Here is a 21,635-nt window from a genome sequence, read left to right on the forward strand (position 1 = left end):
ATGAGAAACTGGTGGAATCAGATGAAATTCTCCTGGCACCGTTCTTTAGGTCTATTGTGGCTTTTGATTATAGCCCACCAGTGGGTCTCTTATACGGAACCTATCTGGTTAAGACAGACAACTGCTGTTGTGTGGGCTGCATTAATAACGATCACTGTGATTGAAATCATAATTCCTGTAAAAGTTCAGATAAGGCTCTTTATTGAAGCGGCAGCTATTATTTATATCGTTTATCGGATACTTATCAATTATGGTATATACGTTGCTGATCCTTGGGCAACAACCCTCCCGGACAGACTGCAGGATATTGCAGTTCATATGGTGCCCTATATCTGGTTTGCTCTCGGAGCCTCAGCCCTGCTGCTGTTGTCGTCTTGGTGGGCATCCTCAAAAAGACGTATTTTATGGTTTATAGGAATGAACATAGTGGCCTTGGCTGCCTTGGATTCCTTTACATCTATTGTTTTGTGGCAGGAAGTAGCCTGGACGGTATTTGCGGGGATGGGCTGGCTGGTCAGCCAGCATCTGAGAAGCTTCCAGCTTCAATATCCGCGTGGTTGGGTGCATCTGCTGAAATATCCCACGAAAATAGTCATTAATATTGCCATCGTCTTCTCTTTGGTCATCCTAATTGGAGTGAATATGCCTGGGGTAAGGCCTACCCTAACCGATCCTTATACCGCTTGGCAAGAATGGAATGGGATTGGGAAGTCTTCTGGAAAGGGCACAGTTGGAACCACGAAATCTGAGATGGGTTCTGTCTCCCCTACTAACAATACATCGTCAGGCTACAGTCTGAATGATGATCAACTAGGTGGCGGCTTTACCTTCGATTATACACCGGTGATGACAGTGGTTTCTGATTTGCGTATTTATATGCGGGGAGAAACGCGCAGATTATATTCCGGAAGAGGTTGGGTCGATAGAGACCGGTTAAATCGGGGACCTCTAGAAGCGGTGGATGTAGGTGAAGCTTTAGAGAGCAGTGTGGGTTCTAAAGTAAATACACGAACACTGAAACAAACAGTAACCGTGCTTAATAATAATGAATTTCCCGTACTATTTGGCACTTATTCAGTATCTTCGGTGGATTCTTTAAATGGGGAAAAAGCTGGAGATGGACTCTCCTGGAGAAGCCGAGACAGCGAGCTGATCTGGGATGTGGATGGGAAGAAACTCGCTTATCCGTCTACTTTTGAGGTGACGTCTGAGGTTCCTGTAATTCCTGTTCAAGAATTGACAACAAAGACGTATGAGGAGCTATATAAAGGGAACGATTTGGAGAAAATGTTTCTTCAACTGCCTAACGATTTTCCTAAAAGAGTCAGGGAGCTGGCTGAGGAAATCACGGCTGAAGGAAAAACGCCGTATGAAAAAACAGCGCTTTTGCAACAATACTTACAACAAACCTTTCCATATACCAATAATCCAGATATATCACGTGTCACAAGCAACGATTTTGTAGAAGGGTTTTTGTTTGAGTTAAAGGAAGGTTACTGTGATTATTATTCTACGGCACTGGTTACTATGGCGCGTTCTCTGAACATCCCTGCACGGTGGGTTAAGGGGTACGCACCTGGGGAACAGCCAGAAATCCCAATGAATCCGGCACAACAGCAATCAGGCACAGTGAATAATAACTATACAATTACCAATGCGGATTCCCACTCTTGGGCTGAGGTTTATTTTGGTGATTATGGTTGGATTCCAGTTGAAGCTACACCTGGATTTAATATTCCGCTTTTAACTCAGAGTGAGCAAACCCCTGAAGTCGAACCAGAAGATCAAAAAGAGCAGGCAGAACCTACACCAGCGCCTGTGAATAACGCACAAGAAGATCAAGGGTTTCATGTAGGTCTATGGGTTGTTGTGGCAGCTGTAGTGGTGTTGCTGTCCTGGGCGATTTTTATAGTTTGGCATAGACGCTTTAAGCTTCGCTTCTTCATGCAGCAGCTGCGCAATGGCCGGCCTTTAACGCCAGATCAGAAAGTAGTGGTGGAAACTGAGCGTTGGGTAAGGTATTTGCATCGCAAGGGAATGCTAAAAGAAGAACACGAAACTTTACGTGAAGCCGTAGATCGCTGGAGTGGAGAACGGCCGGCAGTGGCTGATCATCTACACTCGCTACTAACAATGTTCGAAAAGGCGAAATATAGCCCTGAGGTTATTGAAGACAAAGACTGGCAGAGCGTGTATACTGAAGCTTTGTGGGTGCGGAGAAAAATGAGATCCAAGAAATAACACTTTGCGTGAAAGTATAGCTACAGATTTATTTGCGATGCGCAAGGAGTATGTTATAGTTTTTTGTATGAAATCGAGGTGAACGTATTGTTTGAAATGTTAGTTCCCAAACTCCGGGTGAATACGGTATTCGATATTGCTCTGGACGAGCTGTATAGACAGGGATATCGCGGAATCATCACGGATCTGGATAACACACTGGTCGGTGCCAAAGCGCCTGTGGCTACTCCGGAGCTGTTGTTATGGTTCGAAAAGGTGAAGGAACTGGGCTTTAAGCTCATCATCGTATCTAACAATAACATGGAACGGGTGTCCCGCTTTGCAACACCGCTTAATATTGAATTTGTGCACCAGGCTCGTAAACCGAGTAATGCTCCTTTTCTCAAAGCGATGAAGCAGATGGAGCTGCCCCCTGAACAAACGATTGTGGTGGGAGACCAAATGCTTACTGATGTATACGGCGGCAATCGCCTTGGCCTGTATACTGTTTTGGTACTGCCAATCTCCGTCAAGGACGAGGGGTTCGGCACAAGGTTTAATCGCCGGGTAGAGCGGGTTGCTCTGACACGGCTTCGCAAAAAAGGATTGTGGCACGAGGAGGATAAATAGTAATGAACGAACAAAGCGAAACACAGCGTCCTGAGAAGTGCAGCGGTTGCGGCATCAAGCTTCAGACGGAGCATAAGGATCAACCAGGATACCTTCCGGAGGTTGCACTTGAACGGGACCCGGTGATTTGCCAACGCTGTTTCCGGATTAAAAATTATAATGAGGCTTCATCTGTTTCGGTGAATCAGGATGAATTTCTTCGCCTGCTGAGTGGAGTAGGAGAGAAGAATGCGCTTGTTATTCATATTGTCGATATCTTCGATTTCGAAGGCAGTCTGATTTCCGGCCTGCAGCGGTTTGTTGGCAATAACCCTGTTATTCTTGCAGTGAATAAATGTGACTTGCTGCCGAAGGTTACAAACTGGAACAAGTTGCGTAACTGGATGCAGCAGCGCTGTAAAGAGGAAGGCTTGCGGACGGCTGAAATCGTACTTTGCAGTGCGAAACGCAATCAAGGTTTTGACCGTTTGCTGGAAGCCGTAACGGAGTTGCGCGGTCAACGCGACGTATATGTAGTAGGTGCTACCAATGTGGGCAAATCCACACTTATTAATCGTCTGATTTCGGACTATAGCGATTTAGAGCAGGAGTTAACGACTTCACGTTACCCTGGCACAACACTCGATACGGTCAAAATTCCACTGGATGACGGCCACTACATTATAGATACTCCAGGGATTGTGTATCCTTGGCGTTATAGTGAATTAGTTGAGCGTCAGGATCTGGATGCAGTTATGCCTGCCAATCCTTTGAAGCCGACAGTCTATCAGTTGAACGAAGGACAGACTCTTTTCTTCGGTGGATTGGGACGTTTTGATTTCGTACAAGGCCCGCATCAATCCTTCACTTGCTTTATTAGTGGTACTTTAAAAATCCATCGCACGAAGCTGGAACGCGCAGATTCCCTCTATCAGGATCATCGCGGTGAAATGCTGTCTCCACCGGGAAGTGACCGGATGGACAAGCTGCCACCTTGGCAGCGGCATGAGTTCCGGATTAACCGGGGCAGCAGAGCCGATCTGTATATTTCGGGTCTGGGCTGGATTAAGGTTAATGGAACTGAAGGTGCAGTTGTGGCCATTCATGTTCCGCGTGGTGTGAAGGTGCTTACCCGCCCTTCGATGATTTAACGAGGGAGGATAATCTATTGTCTACAACTGCAGTCGAAGGCTACAATAGCGGTAATATTCTACTCGGTGTAATGGGAGATCCTATTATACAATCCAAATCTCCAATTATGCATGAAGCAGCGCTGCAAGCGCTGGAAATTCCGGGTGCTTATGTACCGCTTCACATCCTCCCGGAGAAGCTGGGCGATGCGGTGCAAGCGATCCGTACGCTTGGTTTCCGTGGAGTGAATGTGACGATTCCGCATAAGGTTGCGGTGATGCAATATTTGGATGTATTAGATGAGAGTGCAGTTGCCGTTGGTGCAGTCAATACGATTGTTAATGATAACGGAGTGCTCACCGGATATAATACGGATGGGATCGGTTATGTGCGTTCGCTCAAAGCGGAAGCTATTTCTGATTTGTCTGGTGTGAAGATTATGGTTATCGGGGCCGGTGGAGCAGCAAGAGGAATTGTTGCCGCACTACTTCAGGAGAAGCCTTCTTCAATCATTATTGCTAATCGCAGTGTTGATAAGGCAGAGGACTTGGCGTCAAAGTGCCGGAGCAAAGGGAATGTCATCGGGATTAGCATGAACGAAGTAGCAGAAATGCTAAGTGGTGTAGACGTGCTGATCAATACTACCTCCGTAGGTATGTATCCTCATATGGATGAGACACCGATAGATCCTGGACTGCTTCGTGAAGGAATGGTCGTAAGCGATCTGATTTATAATCCGCTGCGTACGCGGCTATTGTTGGAAGGACTCGAACGGGGCTGTACGATTCATGGAGGCCTTGGTATGTTTGTCTATCAGGGAGCTTATGCACTGGAGTATTGGACAGGGCAGCCTGCACCTACGGAAATCATGCGGCAGACCATTCTCGATTGTTTGGGTGGAAATGAGTAAGAAATGGATTCATCAAGTTAGGGTAATAATAGGTAATAATATATGTTAATTAAGGAGTTATTCATTTATGTTAACTGGTAAACAAACACGGTATCTTCGTTCATTGGCGCATCATCTCGATCCTATTTTTCAAGTGGGCAAAGGTGGAGTAAACGATCACCTCGTACGCCATATTGAAGAAGCTATTGAGAAGCGCGAGCTTATGAAGATTAGTATACTGAGCAATAATATTGAGAATCCCAAGGAAATTGGCGCTGCTCTGGCTGAACAATCGGGTTCTGAGCTTGTGCAAGTGATCGGTAAGACTGTCGTTCTATACAAAGAATCACGTGATAACAAAACCATTGAGCTGCCGCGTTAATAGCTGTAAGTATACCTTACCGAGGAGGTCGTCCTCTTGAAAGTTGGAATTATGGGAGGTACCTTTGATCCTCTTCATATCGGTCATATGATGGCAGCGGAAGCCGCAAGAGATACTTATGGGCTGCAAGAGGTATGGTTTATGCCTTCACATATCCCTCCTCATAAACATGAGGCGGGTGTATCTGGAGAAGACCGACTAGCCATGGTGCAGGAAGCGGTGAAGAATCACGAAGCTTTTTGCACATTAGATTGGGAAGTGGTCAGAGGTGGCGTCTCCTATACCTATGAGACCATAAGACGTCTGCAAGAGGAGTATCCGCATTTCGATCTATATTTCATCATTGGAGCGGATATGGTCCAGTATTTGCCGAAATGGAACGAGATTGAAGAACTGGTGCAACGGCTTACATTTATTGGTGTGGGTCGTCCGGGAACACCTCTTGATCTGGATGCATTGCCAGACTTTATAGCAAAGAAGGTGTTGCTTGCAGATATGCCACTGGTTGATATTTCGTCAACGATGTTAAGAGAACGGGCGGCAGCAGGTAAATCTATTCGTTATATGGTTCCAGAGGCAGTGTTCGATTATGTTCAAAGGAGTGGATTGTATGGCATACAGCCGCGAAGCGCTGATTGAAGCGGTCTCCGCACAGATGCCTGATAAGCGCTGGAAGCATACACTCGGCGTGATGGAGACATCTATTCAACTGGCGAAGCAATATGGTGCTGACCCTGAGCGTGCAGAGACAGCAGCAATTCTGCATGATGTGGCCAAGTATTGGCCGGTTGAGCGTATGAAGGAGATCATTGAACAAAATCAATTAAATTTGGATCTTCTGGTGTATGACAAGCAGATGTGGCATTCGGAAGTAGGCGCCTTTGTAGCTGAGAAAGACTATGGGATTACGGATCCTGATATTATCAATGCGATTCGTTTCCATACCTCAGGCCGTGAAGACATGAGTTTACTTGAAAAGATCGTCTGCCTAGCTGACTACATCGAGCCTGGGCGTGATTTTCCCGGGGTTGATAAGATACGCGAGAAGGCACAAGTAAGTTTGGAAGAAGGATTAGTCGCTGGGTTCGATTCTACGATTAGTTTGTTACTGGAGAAACGCCGGGTGATTTTCCCCTTAACGGTACTGGCGCGTAATGATTTAGTTAGAATATTGGAGGATAAAATATGAGTGTACAACCAAGCAAGCTGTTAGAACTGGCCCTTAAGGCTGTTGAAGATAAAAAAGCAATGAACGTCGTGGCACTAGATCTACGTAATGTTTCACCAATCAGTGATTACTTTATCGTATGTCACGGTAACTCGGATATTCAGGTACAGGCGATCGCTACCGAAGTCCGTAAAGTGGTTCATGAAGCAGGCGGAGTGATCAAAGGGATTGAAGGCATGGATTCAGCACGCTGGGTGCTGATGGATCTTGGCGATGTTATCGTTCATATATTCCACCGCGATGAGCGTGAATATTACAATATCGAGCGTCTGTGGTCCGATGCCAAGGTTGTGGAGACTGTATGAGCCTGATTGCAGGAACTACGGTTACACTTCATGTAGAGCGGGAAGTTTCGCCATACGGATTTTTTCTGAATGCTGGAGACCAAGATGTTATGCTGCATTATACGGAGCTGACAGAGAAGGTAAAAGCCGGCGATAAAGTTGAAGTTTTCATTTTCTTTGATACCGAGGACCGTCTTGCGGCAACGATGAAAAAACCATTTCTGACGCTGGGCGAGATGGCGTTATTGGAAGTGGCTGATATTCATCCGCGTCTGGGCTGCTTTTTGGAGATGGGTCTTGGACGTCAGTTGCTGCTGCCTATCCGTGAGCTTCCAGAGCTTCCAGAGCTGCGTCCGCAGGTTGGGGACTATGTGTTTGCGATCATGGAGCATGATAAACAGGGGCGTCTGCGTGCCAAGCTGGCCGGAGAACAGGAGCTTGCTCCTCTAGCTCTGCCTGCACCTGAATCTTGGATGGGACAGACTGTAACAGCCCGAGTGTATAAGCCGCTGCAAATGGGTACTTTTGTACTTGTGGATGCGGGTGTGCTAGGCTTTGGGATTATCGGTATGGTCCATTCCTCGGAGCGGAGCCGTCTGCTGCGTCTTGGTGAGCAGTTTGAAGCACGTGTCTCTCATATCCGTGAAGATGGACGTGTTAACCTTTCTATGGGTCTTCGTAAAGAAGTGGGGATGGATGTAGATTCTGCCGCACTTTTGGAGTTCTTAAATGCTCGTCCAGGTGGAGCGATGCCTTATTCGGATGCTACGCCGCCAGATATTATCAAACAACGGTTCGGAATCAGTAAATCCGCCTTCAAGCGTGCACTTGGGAAGCTGATGAAGGAAGGCCATATTACTCAAAAAGAGAACTGGACGTATCTTGTTGCTAAGGATAATGAAGAAGGAACAACCGAAGGGCAAGAAGAAACGACGGATTAAGCTTACGATTCAATAGACGGAATTTATAAAATGTTGTTATAGAAAGCGGTGTAATTGTGTCTTCCTATGGGAAATTTGCTTATGTATACGATGAGCTTATGGCAGATATGCCGTATCCAGATTGGATATCCTTTGCTGAAGCCGCATGGAGTAAATACGGCAAACCGTTAACTGTAGCCGAGCTTGGCTGCGGAACAGGAAGTATTACAATTCCTTTGGCGGGTTCAGGATATCATATGACCGGAATCGATTTATCTTCTGACATGCTCTCAGTGGCACAGCGCAAAATGGAGGAGCATCCCCAGGGACGGCGCTTTTTGCGCGAAGGCAGTGTTCGTTGGATTAGACAAAACATGAAGGAATGGGAGCTTCCGGAGCTGGTGGATTCTGTGATTTCCTTTTGTGATTGTCTGAATTATGTGTTGGAAGAGGATGACATCAGCGCTGTTTTTGCCAGTACCTATGCAGGGTTAAAGCAAGGCGGAACCTTCCTGTTCGATGTGCATCATCCAAACACACTAATTCGTTATGAAGAAGAACAGCCCTTTATTCTGGACGAGCCATCTGTTTCTTATATTTGGACTTGTGAGATGGATGTTCCACGCCGCGAAATTGAACATCATTTGTCCATTTTTGCCCGTGAAGACGGACATAGCGATCGCTATCGCCGATTCGAAGAGACCCATATTCAGCGCGCCTACGATCCTAACTGGATGAAGGAAGAACTGCTTAAGGCTGGGTTTAGTGATGTGAAGATCTACGCCGATTTCGAGTGGGTAGAGGCAGAAGATGATGCTGAACGATTATTTTATGTAGCTATAAAATAATTATTCAAAATGCTAAGAGGGGCTGTCCCATAAGCTATGAAAATAGCTGCTGGGACAGCCCCTTTTTTGACTTTAGCTTATTGCTGGGGGAAGCGAGTGGAATGCTGCTGTTGGAAGCACATAAGTTGACGCTGCCGGAAACAAGTAGGTTCCCGCAATTGAATGCTCATGCATTGCCGCTTTGCGGAAGCGTGTAGGTTCCCGCAATCGAATGCTCATGCATTACCGCTTTGCGGAAGCGTGTAGGTTCCCGCTATCGAATGCTCATGCATTACCCTTTACGGAAGCGTGTGGGTTTTCACTACCCATCACGCATGCATGCACAAGTACCATCAGATATACGTATTAGTAGTAGCGATCGGACCCAGCGGACCTTATACGCAGCATTTTCCAATATTTTGGGTGCTATCGGACTCCATTGCAGCTATTGGCTTGAAAAACGTCCAATATTGGTCATTTTCCAATGGATAGCGTCACTGGAGTCCGAAAACATGCTCCAAGAGCTAAAAATATGCAAATAACGTCATCTGGGTCCGTAAGCCACGTAAGCCGCGTAAGCCAGTAAGCCGCGTAAGTCACGTAAGCCGCGTAAGCCGCGTAAGCCAGTAAGCCACGTAACCACGTAAGCCGCGTAAGTCACGTAAGTCACGTAAGCCGCGTAAGCCAGTAAGCCACGTGAGATACGTGAGATGATGGAGACAAGGTTGGAGCAACCAGCCAGCGCCCCAAACAAAAACAGCGCTTCTCCGATATCAGGAGAAGCGCTGTTTTTTATGACATCATCTGTTGGAGCAGCTTGTAATTGCGCCAACATAAGAAATACAAAATAAACCGGGCAGTGTTCATACCACCCGGCATCTTCCAATCCTTACCGATGCTCAAACAGATCAATGGCACCCAATACGACATGAGCCAGACCAAATCCAAGTACGCCTGTTGCTGCCATCTTATACTTGCTTCCAAGAAAAGCGGCGCTAGAAGCGGTTACGACGGTTCCAAGAACAGCGGGAATTAGACCTTCACGCATTCGAAACACTCCTTCTCGGTGGTTTGGGAGACAAAGTTATTATGGTTCAATATCGAAAAAATATACGAAGCACAAAAAGACCCTAAATCAGCGTTAGCTGAATCTAGGGTCTTTTTATTTAAGCGGGGTTGTTACTCTGCTATTATAACAGCGTTACGAGGGAGGCCCTCTCCAACTTCATGTACATCATACAACACACGTGCCAGTAGGTCCTGGCTATAATTGCCGAAATGTTTTCCGTAAATCGTGAGTCCACGTTTGTTTGTAGGTTTGTCGGTTACTGCGATACGGAAAGTGAGTTCACTCTTGTAATCCAATTGGATATCATCAAGGGTCACGTCAGAAATCCGACAGCCATCAATAAAGCTGCCTTCATTATTGATACGGATCAGCTTCAGCATACCGTATTGGTTTAGGTGCGGAGGCCACCAATCGGGGTTAAATGTTCCCCGGGTATCTCCGAAATCGCCAGGGCTAGTCCAGAATCCGATTTCAATTCCATTTAAATAGAAATAAAGGTCGGACGGATAGTTATCGTTAGACCCAGGAGCTTCAGAGCCGATCTCCATCGAGAACTGAATTTCGCGGAACGTTTGGTTGGCTTTAAGGTAGTTCGGAATTCTATATTCGAGGAACCCTTCAGCCATCCAAATAATTTCGGATTCAATTCGCTGCGGATCTGCAAAATAACGCGGCTCGTCGAAATCCCCGATGATGCTGTCTTTGGTAGCCAGTCCACAAGTTGGAACAGCCTGATAGTTGCTGTAATGACCTACTTGAATTTCTACTTCGTAAAGATTATCAACATCCTTGCTGCGAAGGTCAACAATAAGCTTGTCCTTATTTAAATAGCAGACCTTTTGAATACCGTGCTTACCCACTGATGTGTTTATCTCAATGAGACCGCTTTCTTCTAACTTTTTAATATGCATGGTGATGGCGCCGTTGCTGAGGTTCAGTTTCTTGGCAATTTCATTCAGGTTCAAGGCTTGATTGGTGGCAAGGAGCTCTAAAATGAGAATTCTGATTTCTGAGCTTAGTGCCTTAAAAATTTCTAATCCACTCATTAAATCTTTAATATAGATCATTTTATCAATACCTTCTTCCGATTACGTCATAAATTATACTATTTTATAAAATTATAAACTAATAAGGCATATAAATAAAGTATACTTCCTTATTTTGTAGAATGTACGAATATAAGAGGGATTTTTGGCATGATTTTTATTTGATTTAGTGAAATTTAAACATATAAAGAATTAATCTAAAGAAAAAGGCTGTTATTTCGCCATAATTCATTTATTTCGAGTTTAATTTTATATAAATATAAAAAGGTTTATAGAAATATATTTACAAGGCTTTTTATATATGTTATTTTATATTGTAAGCGAATACATATTTTTTCATTTTAAATTTAATATTTATTGTTACTCAATCTGTTGCTATTGCTGAGGTGATAATCTAATGGTAAAAAAAACAACAGATCTTGTCTTTCCAAGTTCCCCGGGGAACATGCCAATGTATGATCTATCAGTGATTGATATCGAGTCTTTATGGACGATTCACAACACACATGATCCAGGCATTATTAAAACAGATGAGGGTTACTATGTTTTTTCTACTGACATAAGAGTCGGAGGAGAATTACGTCCAGGCGTAATGGTTCGGAAATCACAGGATCTTATCCATTGGGAATGGGTTCATTATGCGCTGCCGGGAATTCCCCAAGTTGCGAAGGAATGGGCAGGGGCTACTAATTTATGGGCACCCGATGTGGTGAAATACGGTGAACAGTATCGAATGTATTACTCGGCCTCATCTTTCGGAAGTAGACAATCGCTAATCGGACTTCAAACTTCAGCTTCTATTGAGGGACCTTGGACCGATGAAGGTGTAGTGATTCAGACGCGTGCTGAAGATTCACTGAATGCGATTGATGCCAATGTGCTTACGGATGCAGATGGGCGAATGTGGATGGTGTATGGTTCTTTTTTTGGTGGAATTCACATCATTGAGCTGAATGCGGAAACGGGCAAACCGAAGCAAGAAGGTTTTGGTACGCTGATCGCTAAACGGGATAACACCATTAAAGATGGAGCAGTTGAAGGACCGTACATAGTGTATAACGAGCAATTCAAAAAATACTATTTGTTCGTCTCCTATGACTCCCTGTTTGAGGATTATAACGTTCGTGTCGCTCGTGCAGATACTATTACCGGCCCATATGTGGATTATAACGGACGAGATATGACTGATAGTGCGCATCAACCCCGATATGAGGTCGGCAATAAAATACTGGGTGGCTATCGCTTTGGACAAGATCCAGGTTGGATTGCTCCCGGCCATAACTCAGTTCTTCATGAGGATGGCAGCTATTATATAGTTCATCATGCACGTGGTGAAAACGATAAACATTGGTCCTATTTACAGATTCGTCGAATTCTGTGGACAGAGGATGGTTGGCCTGTTGTATCTCCAGAACGGTATGCGGGTGAAGTGGAACAGGATATTCCAGAACAGCTAATCGCAGGACAGTGGGAATGGATTGTAATGGACCCCTCAGCGGATGGCCAGATTCAGTCTGCCGTCATAAGTCTATCCTCTGACTTTAAGCTGGAAGGTGCGAATGGAAAGGGAAGCTGGTCTTTTGATGGATGCAGAGTCCTGACCTTGGTCTGGAATGATGTTGTCGAGGGTGAAGGCCGGATAGAGAAGGTGCAATTGCTTCCGTCATGGGATTGGGAGAAAGAAACTCAGACCCTTGTATTTACTGGATTAAATGAAAATGGAATTTCCATCTGGGGTAAGCAAAAGAATGGAGAAGAGAATAGATGACTACGATCAAGCTACATGCAGGTAAAGGAATTAATAAAATCAGCAAATATCTATATGGTCATTTTGCCGAGCATTTGGGCAGATGTATCTATGACGGGATCTATGTGGGGGAAGATTCACCGATTCCGAACACCAAGGGCTTCCGCAATGACATCCTAGCAGCACTCAAAAAAGTTAATATTCCTGTCCTTCGTTGGCCGGGGGGCTGTTTTGCCGATGAGTATCATTGGAAGGATGGCGTCGGTCCAAAAGAAACCCGTAAGCGGATGGTGAATACGCACTGGGGCGGTGTCGTCGAGAATAATCATTTTGGGACGCATGAGTTTTTTGAATTATGTGAGTTGCTGGATTGTGAACCGTATATCTGCGGGAATGTTGGCAGTGGCACTGTTCAGGAGATGTCGGAGTGGGTTGAATATATGACCTTTGAAGGCGAATCACCGATGGCGGACTGGCGTCGTGAAAATGGGCGTGAAGAGCCGTGGAAGTTGAAGTATTTTGGTGTAGGTAATGAGAACTGGGGCTGCGGCGGCAATATGCGTCCAGAATATTATGCAGATTTGTACAGACGTTACCAGACATATGTGCGCAATTATGGTGAAAATCAGATCTATAGAATCGCTGGTGGCGCCAACGTTGATGATTATAATTGGACGGAAGTGTTAATGCGCGAAGCTGGACGGTTTATGGATGGTCTCAGTCTTCATTCATATACGATTCCTGGAAGCTGGGAAGAGAAACGTTACGCTTTAGGTTTTGATGAAGCCGAATGGTTTGAGACTATGCAAAAAACCTTGCATATGGATGAACTGATAACCAAACATTCAGCGGTAATGGATAAATATGATCCGGATAAGCGGGTTGGAATGATTATAGATGAGTGGGGAACTTGGTTCTTAAGTGAACCTGGTACGAATCCAGGGTTCCTGTATCAGCAGAATACACTCAGAGATGCATTGGTAGCAGGGGTAACGCTGAATATTTTCCAAAAGCATAGCAGTCGTGTGCAAATGGCGAATTTGGCTCAAGTGGTCAATGTACTGCAAGCCCTTATCCTGACGGAGGGCGACAAGATGATTCTAACGCCTACCTATCATGTATTTGAAATGTACAAAGAGCATCAGGATAATGAACTGCTTGAAGTTACTATTGAGAGCCCTGATTATACGTTTGGGGAGCTTACAATTCCACAGATTAGCGTTTCTGCATCTCGTGATACGAATGGCAAAGTATATGTTTCACTCTGTAACCTGAGCCATAAGGACAGCGCATCGCTAAGTATTGGTATTGAAGAGGTTAGCTTTAGCAAAGTGACAGGTCAGATTTTAACGCATTCCGTGCTGGGAGCGCACAATACGTTTGAGGCACCGGATACAGTTACTCCAGTAGCTTTTGAGGGTGCGTCTTTATTAGGTGAAAAGCTGAGCTGTGAGCTTCCACCTGCTTCCGTGGTAGTCTTGACTCTGGAATAACATCATGTCAGAGAACCAAGAAAAAAACCGTCGCTGCAAAAGCTGTGATGAGAACATGAGAATAAGCCCAGAAAAATTGGAGCGTTTAATAGAAATAGCCACTAGAGAAAGACCTTTAGCACCGGAGGAGCAATATTTGCAGCGTATTGAACATTGCCGAGATTGCTCTGGCCTGCAATTTGGTAGCACTTGCCGTTATTGTGGCTGTCTTGTAGAGGTAAGAACAAGATTGCAGGACTCTACTTGCCCTTATCCCTTGGCACCTCGCTGGGAGTGAATACTAAGTTTTTGAAAAGGACGTGAAAATCATCAAACAAAATTTGTTAGCTGCTACGCCCCCGATGGGCTGGAATAGTTGGGATTGTTACGGGGCCAGTGTAAATGAAGAAGAAGTAAGAGGCAATGCAGAATATATGGCTACCCATTTGAAGGACTTTGGTTGGGAATATGTAGTTGTGGATATTCAGTGGTATGAGCCTGGAGCGAATTCTTCGCAGTATCGCAACTTTGTACCGCTGGTTATGGATGAGTACTCCAGACTTCAACCTGCTGAGAACCGGTTTCCTTCCGCAGCGGGAGGCAAAGGGTTTGCGCCACTCGCTGAATATGTACATGGATTGGGTTTGAAATTCGGCATACACATTATGCGCGGAATCCCGCGTCAGGCTGCTCATGCGGCCAGTGCCATTCTAGGATCTGAGCAAACCGCACGCGATGTGGCTCACCCAAATTCTATTTGTCCATGGAATACGGATATGTATGGAGTAGATGCTTCAAAAGAAGGCAGTCAGGCGTATTATGACTCGCTGTTCCAGTTGTATGCCAGTTGGGGTGTGGATTATGTGAAAGTGGATGATATTGCCGCTTCACGCATTTATGGATATCACAAAGAAGAAGTTGCTATGATCCGTAAGGCTATTGACCGCAGCGGTCGCGAGATGGTGCTCAGTCTTTCGCCTGGACCTGCTCCAGTGGAAGAGGCTGAACACTTAGCCGGACACGCTAACCTTTGGAGAATGACCGATGATTACTGGGATCATTGGCATTTGCTGCGCGGGATGTTTGAGCGCTGTGAGAAATGGGCTCCTTATGTGCAGCCGGGCCATTGGCCGGATTGTGACATGCTGCCGTTAGGTCATCTGGGCATTCGTTCTGTAGATGGCGGGGGAGACCGGTTCACGCGGTTTACTCATGACGAGCAGGTCACCATGATGACACTATGGAGTATTTTCCGCTCCCCGTTAATGTTTGGAGGAGAACTTCGGGACAATGATGATTGGACATTATCTTTATTGACCAATAAGGAAGTGCTTCATCTGCATCGTTATGGTAAAGGCGGCAGACAGGTGGCGCTAAATGAGGAGCATGCGATCTGGACATCTGAGGATGAACAAGGTAACCATTATGTAGCTTTGTTTAATCTTAGCGATGAAGCTTTAACGCTTCAGGTGTCGTTCGAGCAGCTTAAGGTTTCAATTCCTAATACTATACGTGATCTATGGCAGAGCCGCGATTTGGAAGTGGTTAACGAAGGTATTTCTCAAACTCTTCCACAGCATGGTTCTGTATTGTTAAAGTTTAAATAGAGGAGAGAGATTATGAATACGAGTGTAGAATATAAAAATCCATTGGTGGAGCAACGTGCTGATCCATGGGTATATAAACATACAGATGGTTATTACTACTTTATTGCTTCTGTCCCAGAATACGACCGGATCGAAGTACGGAGAGCAACAACAATCGAGGGATTGGCTGTTGCAGAACCGGTTGTAGCTTGGCGTAAATATGAGACGGGTCCGCTTAGTGCGAACATTTGGGCACCAGAGCTCCATTATATTGACGGGAAATGGTACATTTATTTCGCGGCGGCGCGTACTACGGAGACGAAGGATGGATTATTCGATCACCGTATGTTTGCTCTTGAGAATGAATCTGCCAATCCTTTAGAAGGAACATGGGTAGAAAAAGGCCAGGTAAAAACCGCTTGGGAATCCTTTGCATTGGATGCAACCACCTTTCAACACAAAGGAAAATTGTATTATGTATGGGCACAGAAGGACCTGAATATTGAGGGGAATTCTAATCTGTATATTTCGGAAATGAGTAATCCATGGACGCTAACCGGTCCTCAGACCATGATTGCTACTCCTGAATATGACTGGGAGATTATTGGGTACAAGGTAAACGAAGGAGCTGCAGTGCTTAAACGTAACGGCCGTATCTTTATCAGCTTCTCGGCTAGCGCTACGGACTTCAATTACTGCATGGGACTTTTGGTTGCAGATGAGGACAGCGACCTGCTGGATGCCACTTCATGGACCAAACTGCCGGAACCGGTATTCCAGACCAATGAAGAGAATGGACAATATGGACCGGGTCATAACAGCTTTACTGTAAATGAAAATGGGGAAGATGTACTCATCTACCACTGCCGCAATTATAAAGAAATTACCGGCGATCCGCTGTACGATCCGAACCGTCATACTCGTGCTCAAGTCTTCCATTGGAATGAAGATGGTACGCCGAATTTTGGGGTTCCCGTTAAGGATGCAGCTAAACAATAATTCGTTAAGGAAATAAAAAAAGAGGGTTACTTATAAGTGATATGCTCCCCATATAGTAGACAGGTGAAATAATAAAAACCTGTCGCTGTATGGGGAGCATTTTTATGGAACAAAAGAAGTTTACAGCACTGGAAAAGTTAACGATTCTCCAAGAAATTGAACGGGGCGACATTGGTTTGAAAACTGCGGCCCGGAAGTATGGAATATCCAAAAACTCATTAGTGAAGTGGCGGCAACGTTATCAATTGTATGGATACGAAGGGCTGGAAGTCCGAAGCTACAATCGTACATATTCTGCAGAACTTAAACTCCATGCCGTTAAGGACTATCTCGAGGGAGGATTGTCGCAAAACCAAATCATCTGCAAGTATAAGATTGCAAGTTCAACCCAACTCGCCAACTGGATTAGGAAGTATAATGGTCATAGCAACAGCTTAACAGCTCATTCAGGAGGAACTAAAGCTATGACCAAAGGACGCGTAACCACTTGGCAGGAACGGATAAATATCGTGCTGTACTGCCTTTCGAACAGAGAAGACTATGCGAAGACGGCAAGCCATTTTCACGTGTCTTACCAACAAGTATATAGCTGGGTAAAGAAGTACGAAGCTGGTGGTGAAGAGGCGTTACGAGACGGTAGAGGACGCACTAAAGCGCCTGAAGAACTTACGGAAGCAGATCGCCACAAACTCGCGATGCAAAAGCTGGAATACGAGAATGCACGCCTGCGTGCGGAGAATGCTTTTCTAAAAAAGTTAGAGGAACTCGAAAGGAGGAGACGTTAAGGACCATTCGCCAGGTGAACATCTACCTGGCCATTCAGGCCGTTCAGCAGGAACAGACATGCTCCATTCGGCTTTTGTGTGACATCGCAGGGATTTCACGGTCAAGTTATTACAAATGGTTGAATCGCAAACCCAGTTCTCGAGAGGCAGACAACGAGAAACTGACAGAGGCTATGCTCCTCTTGTATGAGAAGGTGGAACGAAACTTTGGGTATCGCCAATTGACCCTGCATTTGCGCAGACAAATGGATAAATCTATTAACGCAAAGCGAGTGTACCGGCTGATGAGATGCCAAGGCATCCAGTCAGTCATCCGCAGAAAGAAAAAGAAGTATGTAGGCTCCACGCCGCAGCAGGTTGCAGAGAATGTGCTGAACCGTAATTTTGAGGCTGAAGCTCCAAACCAAAAATGGGTAACGGATGTAACGGAATTCAAATACGGAAACGGCAAGAAGGCGTATTTAAGTGCAATAAAAGATCTGTATGACAAGTCGATTGTTGCTTACGTTCTGGGTCATTCCAATAATAATTCGCTAGTTTTTAACACACTGGAATTAGCTTTGAAGGCAGCACCGGAGAGCCGAACCTTACTCCATAGCGACCGTGGTTTTCAGTATACCTCTCTGCATTTTAAAAAGATGCTGGACGATGCAGAACTGAAGCAAAGCATGTCCCGAGTAGGCTGCTGCATTGACAATTCGCCGATGGAATCCTTCTGGGGAACATTGAAATGTGAGAAGTACTACTTACATTCCTACCAGACCTTTGAAGAACTCCAAACAGATATTGATACCTACATTCATTTTTACAATAACGAACGGTTACAGGCAAAACTAAACGGCCTCAGTCCCATTGAATTTAGGACTAAGGCCGCTTAAACTACTTTTATTTTTTGTGCTGTCTACTTGACGGGGTGCAGTTCATAAGCCATTTACATGGCTGCTGAGTAACCCTCTTTCTTATGTTGCACCTTAAGGTATATATTGTTGAACGATAGAAGTAATTACGCCGTCCTGAACGGTGATGTGATACGGGAACTGGCTCAAGTCGATGACATCCGTTTTATTAAATTGATCCATAAATTGCTGTAAGGTTATGGACTCATTCCAGTTGATATCCAAGTCATCCATATTGCCAGTGTGATCAAAAATTTGCATCGTCACTGTGGCGTTATCCGCAATCGGATAAGTTGTCAGAGTATCAACATCATTTACAATATAATAACTGTCTGGAGCTCCGCCTATTTCTGCTGCAGCTTCTGGATCTCTTTCAGCAAAGATTCGATCGGCATCAGCACCCTGATACCAGTTTATTTCATCGGTCGTACCGGAGAGCTTGCCATGGTCGGATTCAATAGTATGAAAGTAAACTGTTTGATGCTGGGTCTTGTCACTATCTTGCGCATCTACCCGTGTTCCAATGGTACTTGCAGAAGTAATGAGGGAAAGAAACAACAGAACAACAACCGGTAACACATACGCTGACTTTTTCTTAAACATTATTAATCTCCCCCTTGAGATATGTAAGACGTTGTATAGAACTTATTACCCGCTCTGTTTTTTCTTAAACGGGTTTATATTACTCTTTACGTGAGAAGAGCAGTTTTTGTTGCATTTTTTTAAAAGTTTTTTTAAAAAGCAATGAGAAGTCATGAGTTTCCTAAAATGAATAGTAAAAGCTTGTCTCCTCGGGCATATTAAAATATCAAAACATGCAGATTAGGGGGAGCAGCGAATGGGCGGAATACTACGGATTTATAGGAACGATTGGCGTAATTTATTCAGAGTTCCTGTGGCCGTATTGCTGGTTGCCGCTTTGGTGGTATTGCCCTCCGTGTATGATTGGGTGAACGTTGCGTCAGTATGGGATCCTTATAGCAATACTTCTGGCATTAAAATTGCTGTTACCAGCTTAGATGAAGGTACTAAGGTGCAGGAGAAGGATTTTAATATCGGCAATGAGGTCATGGAAAGTCTTCGGAGCAATAAAAACTTGGGCTGGACCTTTGTAGATGCAGAGACTGCACATAATGGTGTCAAACGCGGAGACTACTATGCCAGTATTGTTATCCCTGCAAATTTCTCCAAACGAATGACTGGAATTCTTGAAGGAACGATTGTGAAACCAGAGATCGAATATACCGTCAATGAGAAAATAAATGCGATTGCTCCTAAAATCACAGATAAAGGCGCCACTTCAATCACCACACAGATCAGTGAGAATTTCACGGAAACGATTAGTGAGACGGTATTTACTGTTTTAAGTCAAATTGATAAGGAATTTCAATCTGAATTGCCCATTATACGCAAGGTAGAAAAAGGATTGTTTAAATTAGAGGCGAGTCTGCCAGAAATTGAAACCGCAGGTAAACGTGTATTAAAAATTCAGGAAAATTGGCCGCAGATTCATGCCTCAGCAGAGCGTATTTCCACATTGGAGAATAAGCTGCCAGAGGTGGAAAAAGCGGGTGAGGCTTTAGAGAAAATTGCTGAGCATTGGCCGCAAATCGCGAGTACCTTAGATCATTTAGGGGGGCTACAGGACAAGCTGCCCAAGATTGAAGAAGCGGCACAGCTAATCGTTCAACTTGATAACCATTATGGTGAAGTTGAACAGATCATGGCTCAGGCCTCGCTAGGTCTTACGGAAGCGCATAAAATCGTTAATGCTGCCTTAACAGCACTGCCTGAGGCAGAAAAGATTGCCACTGCCGGAAATGATTTTGTTCTGGAGCTTCAACAATTTTTGGAGAAGAGCAGTGCTGCATTTGAAGCTGTTCCAGCAGCTGTCAAACAGAATCTTAATCTCCTACAGCAAACGGAGAGCTCAGTGGTCAAGCTTGCTGAACAGTTAAAGGGAGAGGATAACGAGCCACAAGCTGTACGTGAGCAGTTGGAGTTACTCTCAGCACAGTTGGCTGCAGGAAGCAGCGTAATTGAACACACACTTTCTTTGTTAAATGCATTGAACACATTTTCCCCTGAAACAGTGTCTATTGCTGAGCTTGCGGCATTGAAAGGTGTAGACAGTGTTTTGAACAGTCAGAAGTCCTTGGTAAATGCTATGACGGCTGACCTTCAGAATAAGGATAACGCTGATTCCAGTGCAATTAACCAATTGTTCCTAAAGTCTGGTCTTGGGAAGCTGGCGATTGCGAAGCTTATCTCAGGATATGATTCGTCGACTATCCCTGCCATAAAAAATAAACTGGAGCAAATAACTTCGGCGGCAGATGTCACAGCTACCGCATTGCAGCAGGTGCCAGATCGTTTACCCGCGCTGGGTACCCTGCTGGAAGAGACAATGTCGGCGATTGAGTTCGGGCAGACAAGCTTAGCTAGTCTGCAGCAGGATTTGCCAGCTATACGCGAAGCGGTCCACACAGCAGCCAGTGGGGTTGCCGATCAGACCCAGGGCTTTGGTGCTTTCATCCGAGATACACTTCCGCTATTGGAGAGCAGCTTACCTACTGCAGGGGAAAAGATACAGCAAGCTGCGAATTTCGTGCGTCAGGATCTGCCTACTGTAGAAGAGCGGGTTCATCAGGTCTCGGAGCTGATTCGTACAGGACTCCCCCGTGCAGACAAAGGAGTGGCGCTTGCCGCAGATTTGGTGAGAAATGATCTTCCAGTACTGGAAGACTCGATTCGAAAAGCCGCCTCCACGATCCGCCAAATTAAAGAAGAGATTGATCTGGGGGAAATTGCGCAACTGCTCGGAGGAGATATTAAGAGCAAAAGTGATTTTTTGGCCAATCCGGTAGTGTTAAAAGAGAATAAGTTATATCCCATTCCGAATTATGGCTCAGCAATGACTCCTTTTTATGTCGTACTTTCCTTATGGGTCGGAGGCACACTGCTTGTCTCTCTTCTCCGCACAGGTGTGGATACGGGGGGGCTAACGTACAAAAGATATCAATTGTATTTTGGCCGCCTGCTGACCTTCCTTACGGTGGGGATTCTTCAGGGGCTGGTGGCTGTCCTGGGCAACATTTTTATTTTGCACTGTTATGTGGTGAATAAGGTGTGGTTTGTACTTTTTGGAGTGTTAATCAGCATCGTGTTCGTAACCATTGTATTTACGCTTGTCGCTGTATTTGGCAACCTGGGAAAAGGAATAGCAATCGTGTTCATGGTGCTTCAATTCTCTAGCTCCGGCGGTACATTTCCGATTAGTACGACTGGGCGTTTTTTTCAAATATTAAATCCGTATATGCCGTTTACCTATGCAATTAGTCTGATGCGGGAGGCGGTTGGGGGAATTCTGCCGGAAGTGGCGATTCGTGATGTGATTTATTTGATAATCTTCGGTGTGCTGGCACTCTTGCTGGCATTACTCCTCAAGAAACCACTGGAGCCTTTTATCCATAAGGCTTCTGAACAAGCCGAAGAGTCTAAATTGATTTCTTAAAGAAAAAGAGGATGTGCCTAAGCCATGGTGA

The 21,635-nt window shown here is 45.1% G+C and carries 22 protein-coding genes; 17 read left to right on the forward strand and 5 right to left on the reverse strand.

All coding sequences use genetic code 11. The features are described 5' to 3' along the window. The 10 genes from MHH50_RS07700 (at position 1) to MHH50_RS07745 (ending at position 8,511) form a co-directional block, all read left to right on the forward strand. The gene (locus MHH50_RS07700; RefSeq protein WP_076279596.1) at positions 1 to 2,241 is read left to right on the forward strand and encodes a transglutaminase domain-containing protein; all 2,241 of its coding nucleotides are present in this window, start codon (positions 1 to 3) and stop codon (positions 2,239 to 2,241) included. Between the two features lie 87 nt (positions 2,242 to 2,328). Further along, complete coding sequence (locus MHH50_RS07705) at positions 2,329 to 2,850, forward strand: YqeG family HAD IIIA-type phosphatase (protein ID WP_036675921.1); 522 nt, start codon at positions 2,329 to 2,331, stop codon at positions 2,848 to 2,850. Between the two features lie 2 nt (positions 2,851 to 2,852). Continuing rightward, positions 2,853 to 3,980, forward strand: coding sequence for a ribosome biogenesis GTPase YqeH (gene yqeH, locus MHH50_RS07710; protein WP_076125182.1), 1,128 nt, complete (start codon positions 2,853 to 2,855; stop codon positions 3,978 to 3,980). A gap of 17 nt (positions 3,981 to 3,997) precedes the next feature. Next, complete coding sequence (gene aroE, locus MHH50_RS07715) at positions 3,998 to 4,870, forward strand: shikimate dehydrogenase (RefSeq protein WP_340034162.1); 873 nt, start codon at positions 3,998 to 4,000, stop codon at positions 4,868 to 4,870. A gap of 67 nt (positions 4,871 to 4,937) precedes the next feature. Beyond that, complete coding sequence (gene yhbY, locus MHH50_RS07720; protein ID WP_036675703.1) at positions 4,938 to 5,231, forward strand: ribosome assembly RNA-binding protein YhbY; 294 nt, start codon at positions 4,938 to 4,940, stop codon at positions 5,229 to 5,231. 36 nt (positions 5,232 to 5,267) lie between these two features. Then, positions 5,268 to 5,870, forward strand: coding sequence for a nicotinate-nucleotide adenylyltransferase (locus MHH50_RS07725; RefSeq protein WP_076138319.1), 603 nt, complete (start codon positions 5,268 to 5,270; stop codon positions 5,868 to 5,870). After that, positions 5,842 to 6,420 carry a bis(5'-nucleosyl)-tetraphosphatase (symmetrical) YqeK gene (yqeK, locus tag MHH50_RS07730; RefSeq protein ID WP_076125176.1) on the forward strand — a complete coding sequence of 193 codons (579 nt, stop codon included), beginning with the start codon at positions 5,842 to 5,844 and terminating at the stop codon, positions 6,418 to 6,420. Before MHH50_RS07725 ends, yqeK begins: the two co-directional genes overlap by 29 nt. Continuing rightward, complete coding sequence (gene rsfS, locus MHH50_RS07735; protein ID WP_036675699.1) at positions 6,417 to 6,764, forward strand: ribosome silencing factor; 348 nt, start codon at positions 6,417 to 6,419, stop codon at positions 6,762 to 6,764. The genes yqeK and rsfS overlap by 4 nt, the downstream gene beginning before the upstream one ends. Next, positions 6,761 to 7,684 (forward strand): S1-like domain-containing RNA-binding protein, encoded by a 924-nt coding sequence (locus tag MHH50_RS07740; RefSeq protein WP_036675697.1) that lies wholly within the window; start codon positions 6,761 to 6,763, stop codon positions 7,682 to 7,684. Before rsfS ends, MHH50_RS07740 begins: the two co-directional genes overlap by 4 nt. Before the next feature lie 56 nt (positions 7,685 to 7,740). Then, positions 7,741 to 8,511 (forward strand): class I SAM-dependent methyltransferase, encoded by a 771-nt coding sequence (locus tag MHH50_RS07745; protein ID WP_038569469.1) that lies wholly within the window; start codon positions 7,741 to 7,743, stop codon positions 8,509 to 8,511. Between the two features lie 72 nt (positions 8,512 to 8,583). Here the strand turns inward: MHH50_RS07745 and MHH50_RS07750 are convergent, their stop codons facing one another. From MHH50_RS07750 to MHH50_RS07765, 4 genes are all read right to left on the reverse strand, one after another. Beyond that, a complete protein-coding gene (locus tag MHH50_RS07750) occupies positions 8,584 to 8,730 on the reverse strand; it encodes a hypothetical protein (protein ID WP_179089392.1) in 147 nt (48 codons plus the stop codon). Between the two features lie 304 nt (positions 8,731 to 9,034). Continuing rightward, the gene (locus tag MHH50_RS07755) at positions 9,035 to 9,325 is read right to left on the reverse strand and encodes a hypothetical protein (RefSeq protein WP_340034163.1); all 291 of its coding nucleotides are present in this window, start codon (positions 9,323 to 9,325) and stop codon (positions 9,035 to 9,037) included. Positions 9,326 to 9,379: 54 nt separating this feature from the next. After that, on the reverse strand, positions 9,380 to 9,538 hold the full coding sequence (locus tag MHH50_RS07760) for a hypothetical protein (RefSeq protein ID WP_036675694.1): 159 nt from the start codon (positions 9,536 to 9,538) through the stop codon (positions 9,380 to 9,382). Positions 9,539 to 9,669: 131 nt separating this feature from the next. Continuing rightward, positions 9,670 to 10,626 carry a winged helix-turn-helix transcriptional regulator gene (locus tag MHH50_RS07765; RefSeq protein ID WP_036675692.1) on the reverse strand — a complete coding sequence of 319 codons (957 nt, stop codon included), beginning with the start codon at positions 10,624 to 10,626 and terminating at the stop codon, positions 9,670 to 9,672. Positions 10,627 to 11,002: 376 nt separating this feature from the next. On the opposite strand from MHH50_RS07765, the gene MHH50_RS07770 reads away from it, so the two are divergent. From MHH50_RS07770 to MHH50_RS07795, 6 genes are all read left to right on the forward strand, one after another. Beyond that, positions 11,003 to 12,373, forward strand: coding sequence for an arabinan endo-1,5-alpha-L-arabinosidase (locus MHH50_RS07770; RefSeq protein ID WP_340034164.1), 1,371 nt, complete (start codon positions 11,003 to 11,005; stop codon positions 12,371 to 12,373). Then, complete coding sequence (locus tag MHH50_RS07775) at positions 12,370 to 13,845, forward strand: alpha-N-arabinofuranosidase (RefSeq protein WP_076125169.1); 1,476 nt, start codon at positions 12,370 to 12,372, stop codon at positions 13,843 to 13,845. Before MHH50_RS07770 ends, MHH50_RS07775 begins: the two co-directional genes overlap by 4 nt. 4 nt (positions 13,846 to 13,849) lie before the next feature. Then, positions 13,850 to 14,122, forward strand: coding sequence for a DUF6171 family protein (locus MHH50_RS07780; protein WP_076125168.1), 273 nt, complete (start codon positions 13,850 to 13,852; stop codon positions 14,120 to 14,122). Positions 14,123 to 14,153: 31 nt separating this feature from the next. Then, positions 14,154 to 15,431, forward strand: a complete 1,278-nt coding sequence (locus MHH50_RS07785; RefSeq protein WP_076125487.1) for a glycoside hydrolase family 27 protein — start codon at positions 14,154 to 14,156, stop codon at positions 15,429 to 15,431. A gap of 12 nt (positions 15,432 to 15,443) precedes the next feature. Then, the gene (locus MHH50_RS07790) at positions 15,444 to 16,409 is read left to right on the forward strand and encodes a family 43 glycosylhydrolase (protein WP_076307439.1); all 966 of its coding nucleotides are present in this window, start codon (positions 15,444 to 15,446) and stop codon (positions 16,407 to 16,409) included. Between the two features lie 104 nt (positions 16,410 to 16,513). Next, positions 16,514 to 18,072 (forward strand): IS3 family transposase gene (locus tag MHH50_RS07795; protein ID WP_340034165.1). Its coding sequence is split into 2 segments (ribosomal slippage): positions 16,514 to 17,147 and positions 17,147 to 18,072, totalling 1,560 coding nucleotides; the frame shifts between segments, so codons are not numbered across the junction. 93 nt (positions 18,073 to 18,165) lie between these two features. On the opposite strand, the gene MHH50_RS07800 is transcribed toward MHH50_RS07795, so the two are convergent. Next, the gene (locus MHH50_RS07800) at positions 18,166 to 18,669 is read right to left on the reverse strand and encodes a hypothetical protein (RefSeq protein ID WP_340034166.1); all 504 of its coding nucleotides are present in this window, start codon (positions 18,667 to 18,669) and stop codon (positions 18,166 to 18,168) included. A gap of 259 nt (positions 18,670 to 18,928) precedes the next feature. On the opposite strand from MHH50_RS07800, the gene MHH50_RS07805 reads away from it, so the two are divergent. Then, entirely contained in the window at positions 18,929 to 21,604 is a 2,676-nt protein-coding gene (locus MHH50_RS07805) for a YhgE/Pip domain-containing protein (protein ID WP_340034167.1), read from the forward strand. The last annotated feature ends 31 nt before the right edge of the window (positions 21,605 to 21,635 follow it).

The organism is Paenibacillus sp. FSL H3-0302 (assembly GCF_037982245.1).
Lineage (GTDB): Bacteria > Bacillota > Bacilli > Paenibacillales > Paenibacillaceae > Paenibacillus_AQ > Paenibacillus_AQ odorifer.

Coding starts and splice junctions, on each gene's coding strand:
- MHH50_RS07700 (WP_076279596.1), top strand. CDS start 1: ATGAGAAACTGGTGGAATCAGATGAAATTCTCCTGGCACCGTTCTTTA.
- yqeH (WP_076125182.1), top strand. CDS start 2,853: ATGAACGAACAAAGCGAAACACAGCGTCCTGAGAAGTGCAGCGGTTGC.
- yhbY (WP_036675703.1), top strand. CDS start 4,938: ATGTTAACTGGTAAACAAACACGGTATCTTCGTTCATTGGCGCATCAT.
- yqeK (WP_076125176.1), top strand. CDS start 5,842: ATGGCATACAGCCGCGAAGCGCTGATTGAAGCGGTCTCCGCACAGATG.
- rsfS (WP_036675699.1), top strand. CDS start 6,417: ATGAGTGTACAACCAAGCAAGCTGTTAGAACTGGCCCTTAAGGCTGTT.
- MHH50_RS07740 (WP_036675697.1), top strand. CDS start 6,761: ATGAGCCTGATTGCAGGAACTACGGTTACACTTCATGTAGAGCGGGAA.
- MHH50_RS07750 (WP_179089392.1), bottom strand. CDS start 8,730: ATGAGCATTCGATTGCGGGAACCTACACGCTTCCGCAAAGCGGCAATG.
- MHH50_RS07755 (WP_340034163.1), bottom strand. CDS start 9,325: ATGTTGGCGCAATTACAAGCTGCTCCAACAGATGATGTCATAAAAAAC.
- MHH50_RS07760 (WP_036675694.1), bottom strand. CDS start 9,538: ATGCGTGAAGGTCTAATTCCCGCTGTTCTTGGAACCGTCGTAACCGCT.
- MHH50_RS07765 (WP_036675692.1), bottom strand. CDS start 10,626: ATGATCTATATTAAAGATTTAATGAGTGGATTAGAAATTTTTAAGGCA.
- MHH50_RS07770 (WP_340034164.1), top strand. CDS start 11,003: ATGGTAAAAAAAACAACAGATCTTGTCTTTCCAAGTTCCCCGGGGAAC.
- MHH50_RS07775 (WP_076125169.1), top strand. CDS start 12,370: ATGACTACGATCAAGCTACATGCAGGTAAAGGAATTAATAAAATCAGC.
- MHH50_RS07780 (WP_076125168.1), top strand. CDS start 13,850: ATGTCAGAGAACCAAGAAAAAAACCGTCGCTGCAAAAGCTGTGATGAG.
- MHH50_RS07790 (WP_076307439.1), top strand. CDS start 15,444: ATGAATACGAGTGTAGAATATAAAAATCCATTGGTGGAGCAACGTGCT.
- MHH50_RS07805 (WP_340034167.1), top strand. CDS start 18,929: ATGGGCGGAATACTACGGATTTATAGGAACGATTGGCGTAATTTATTC.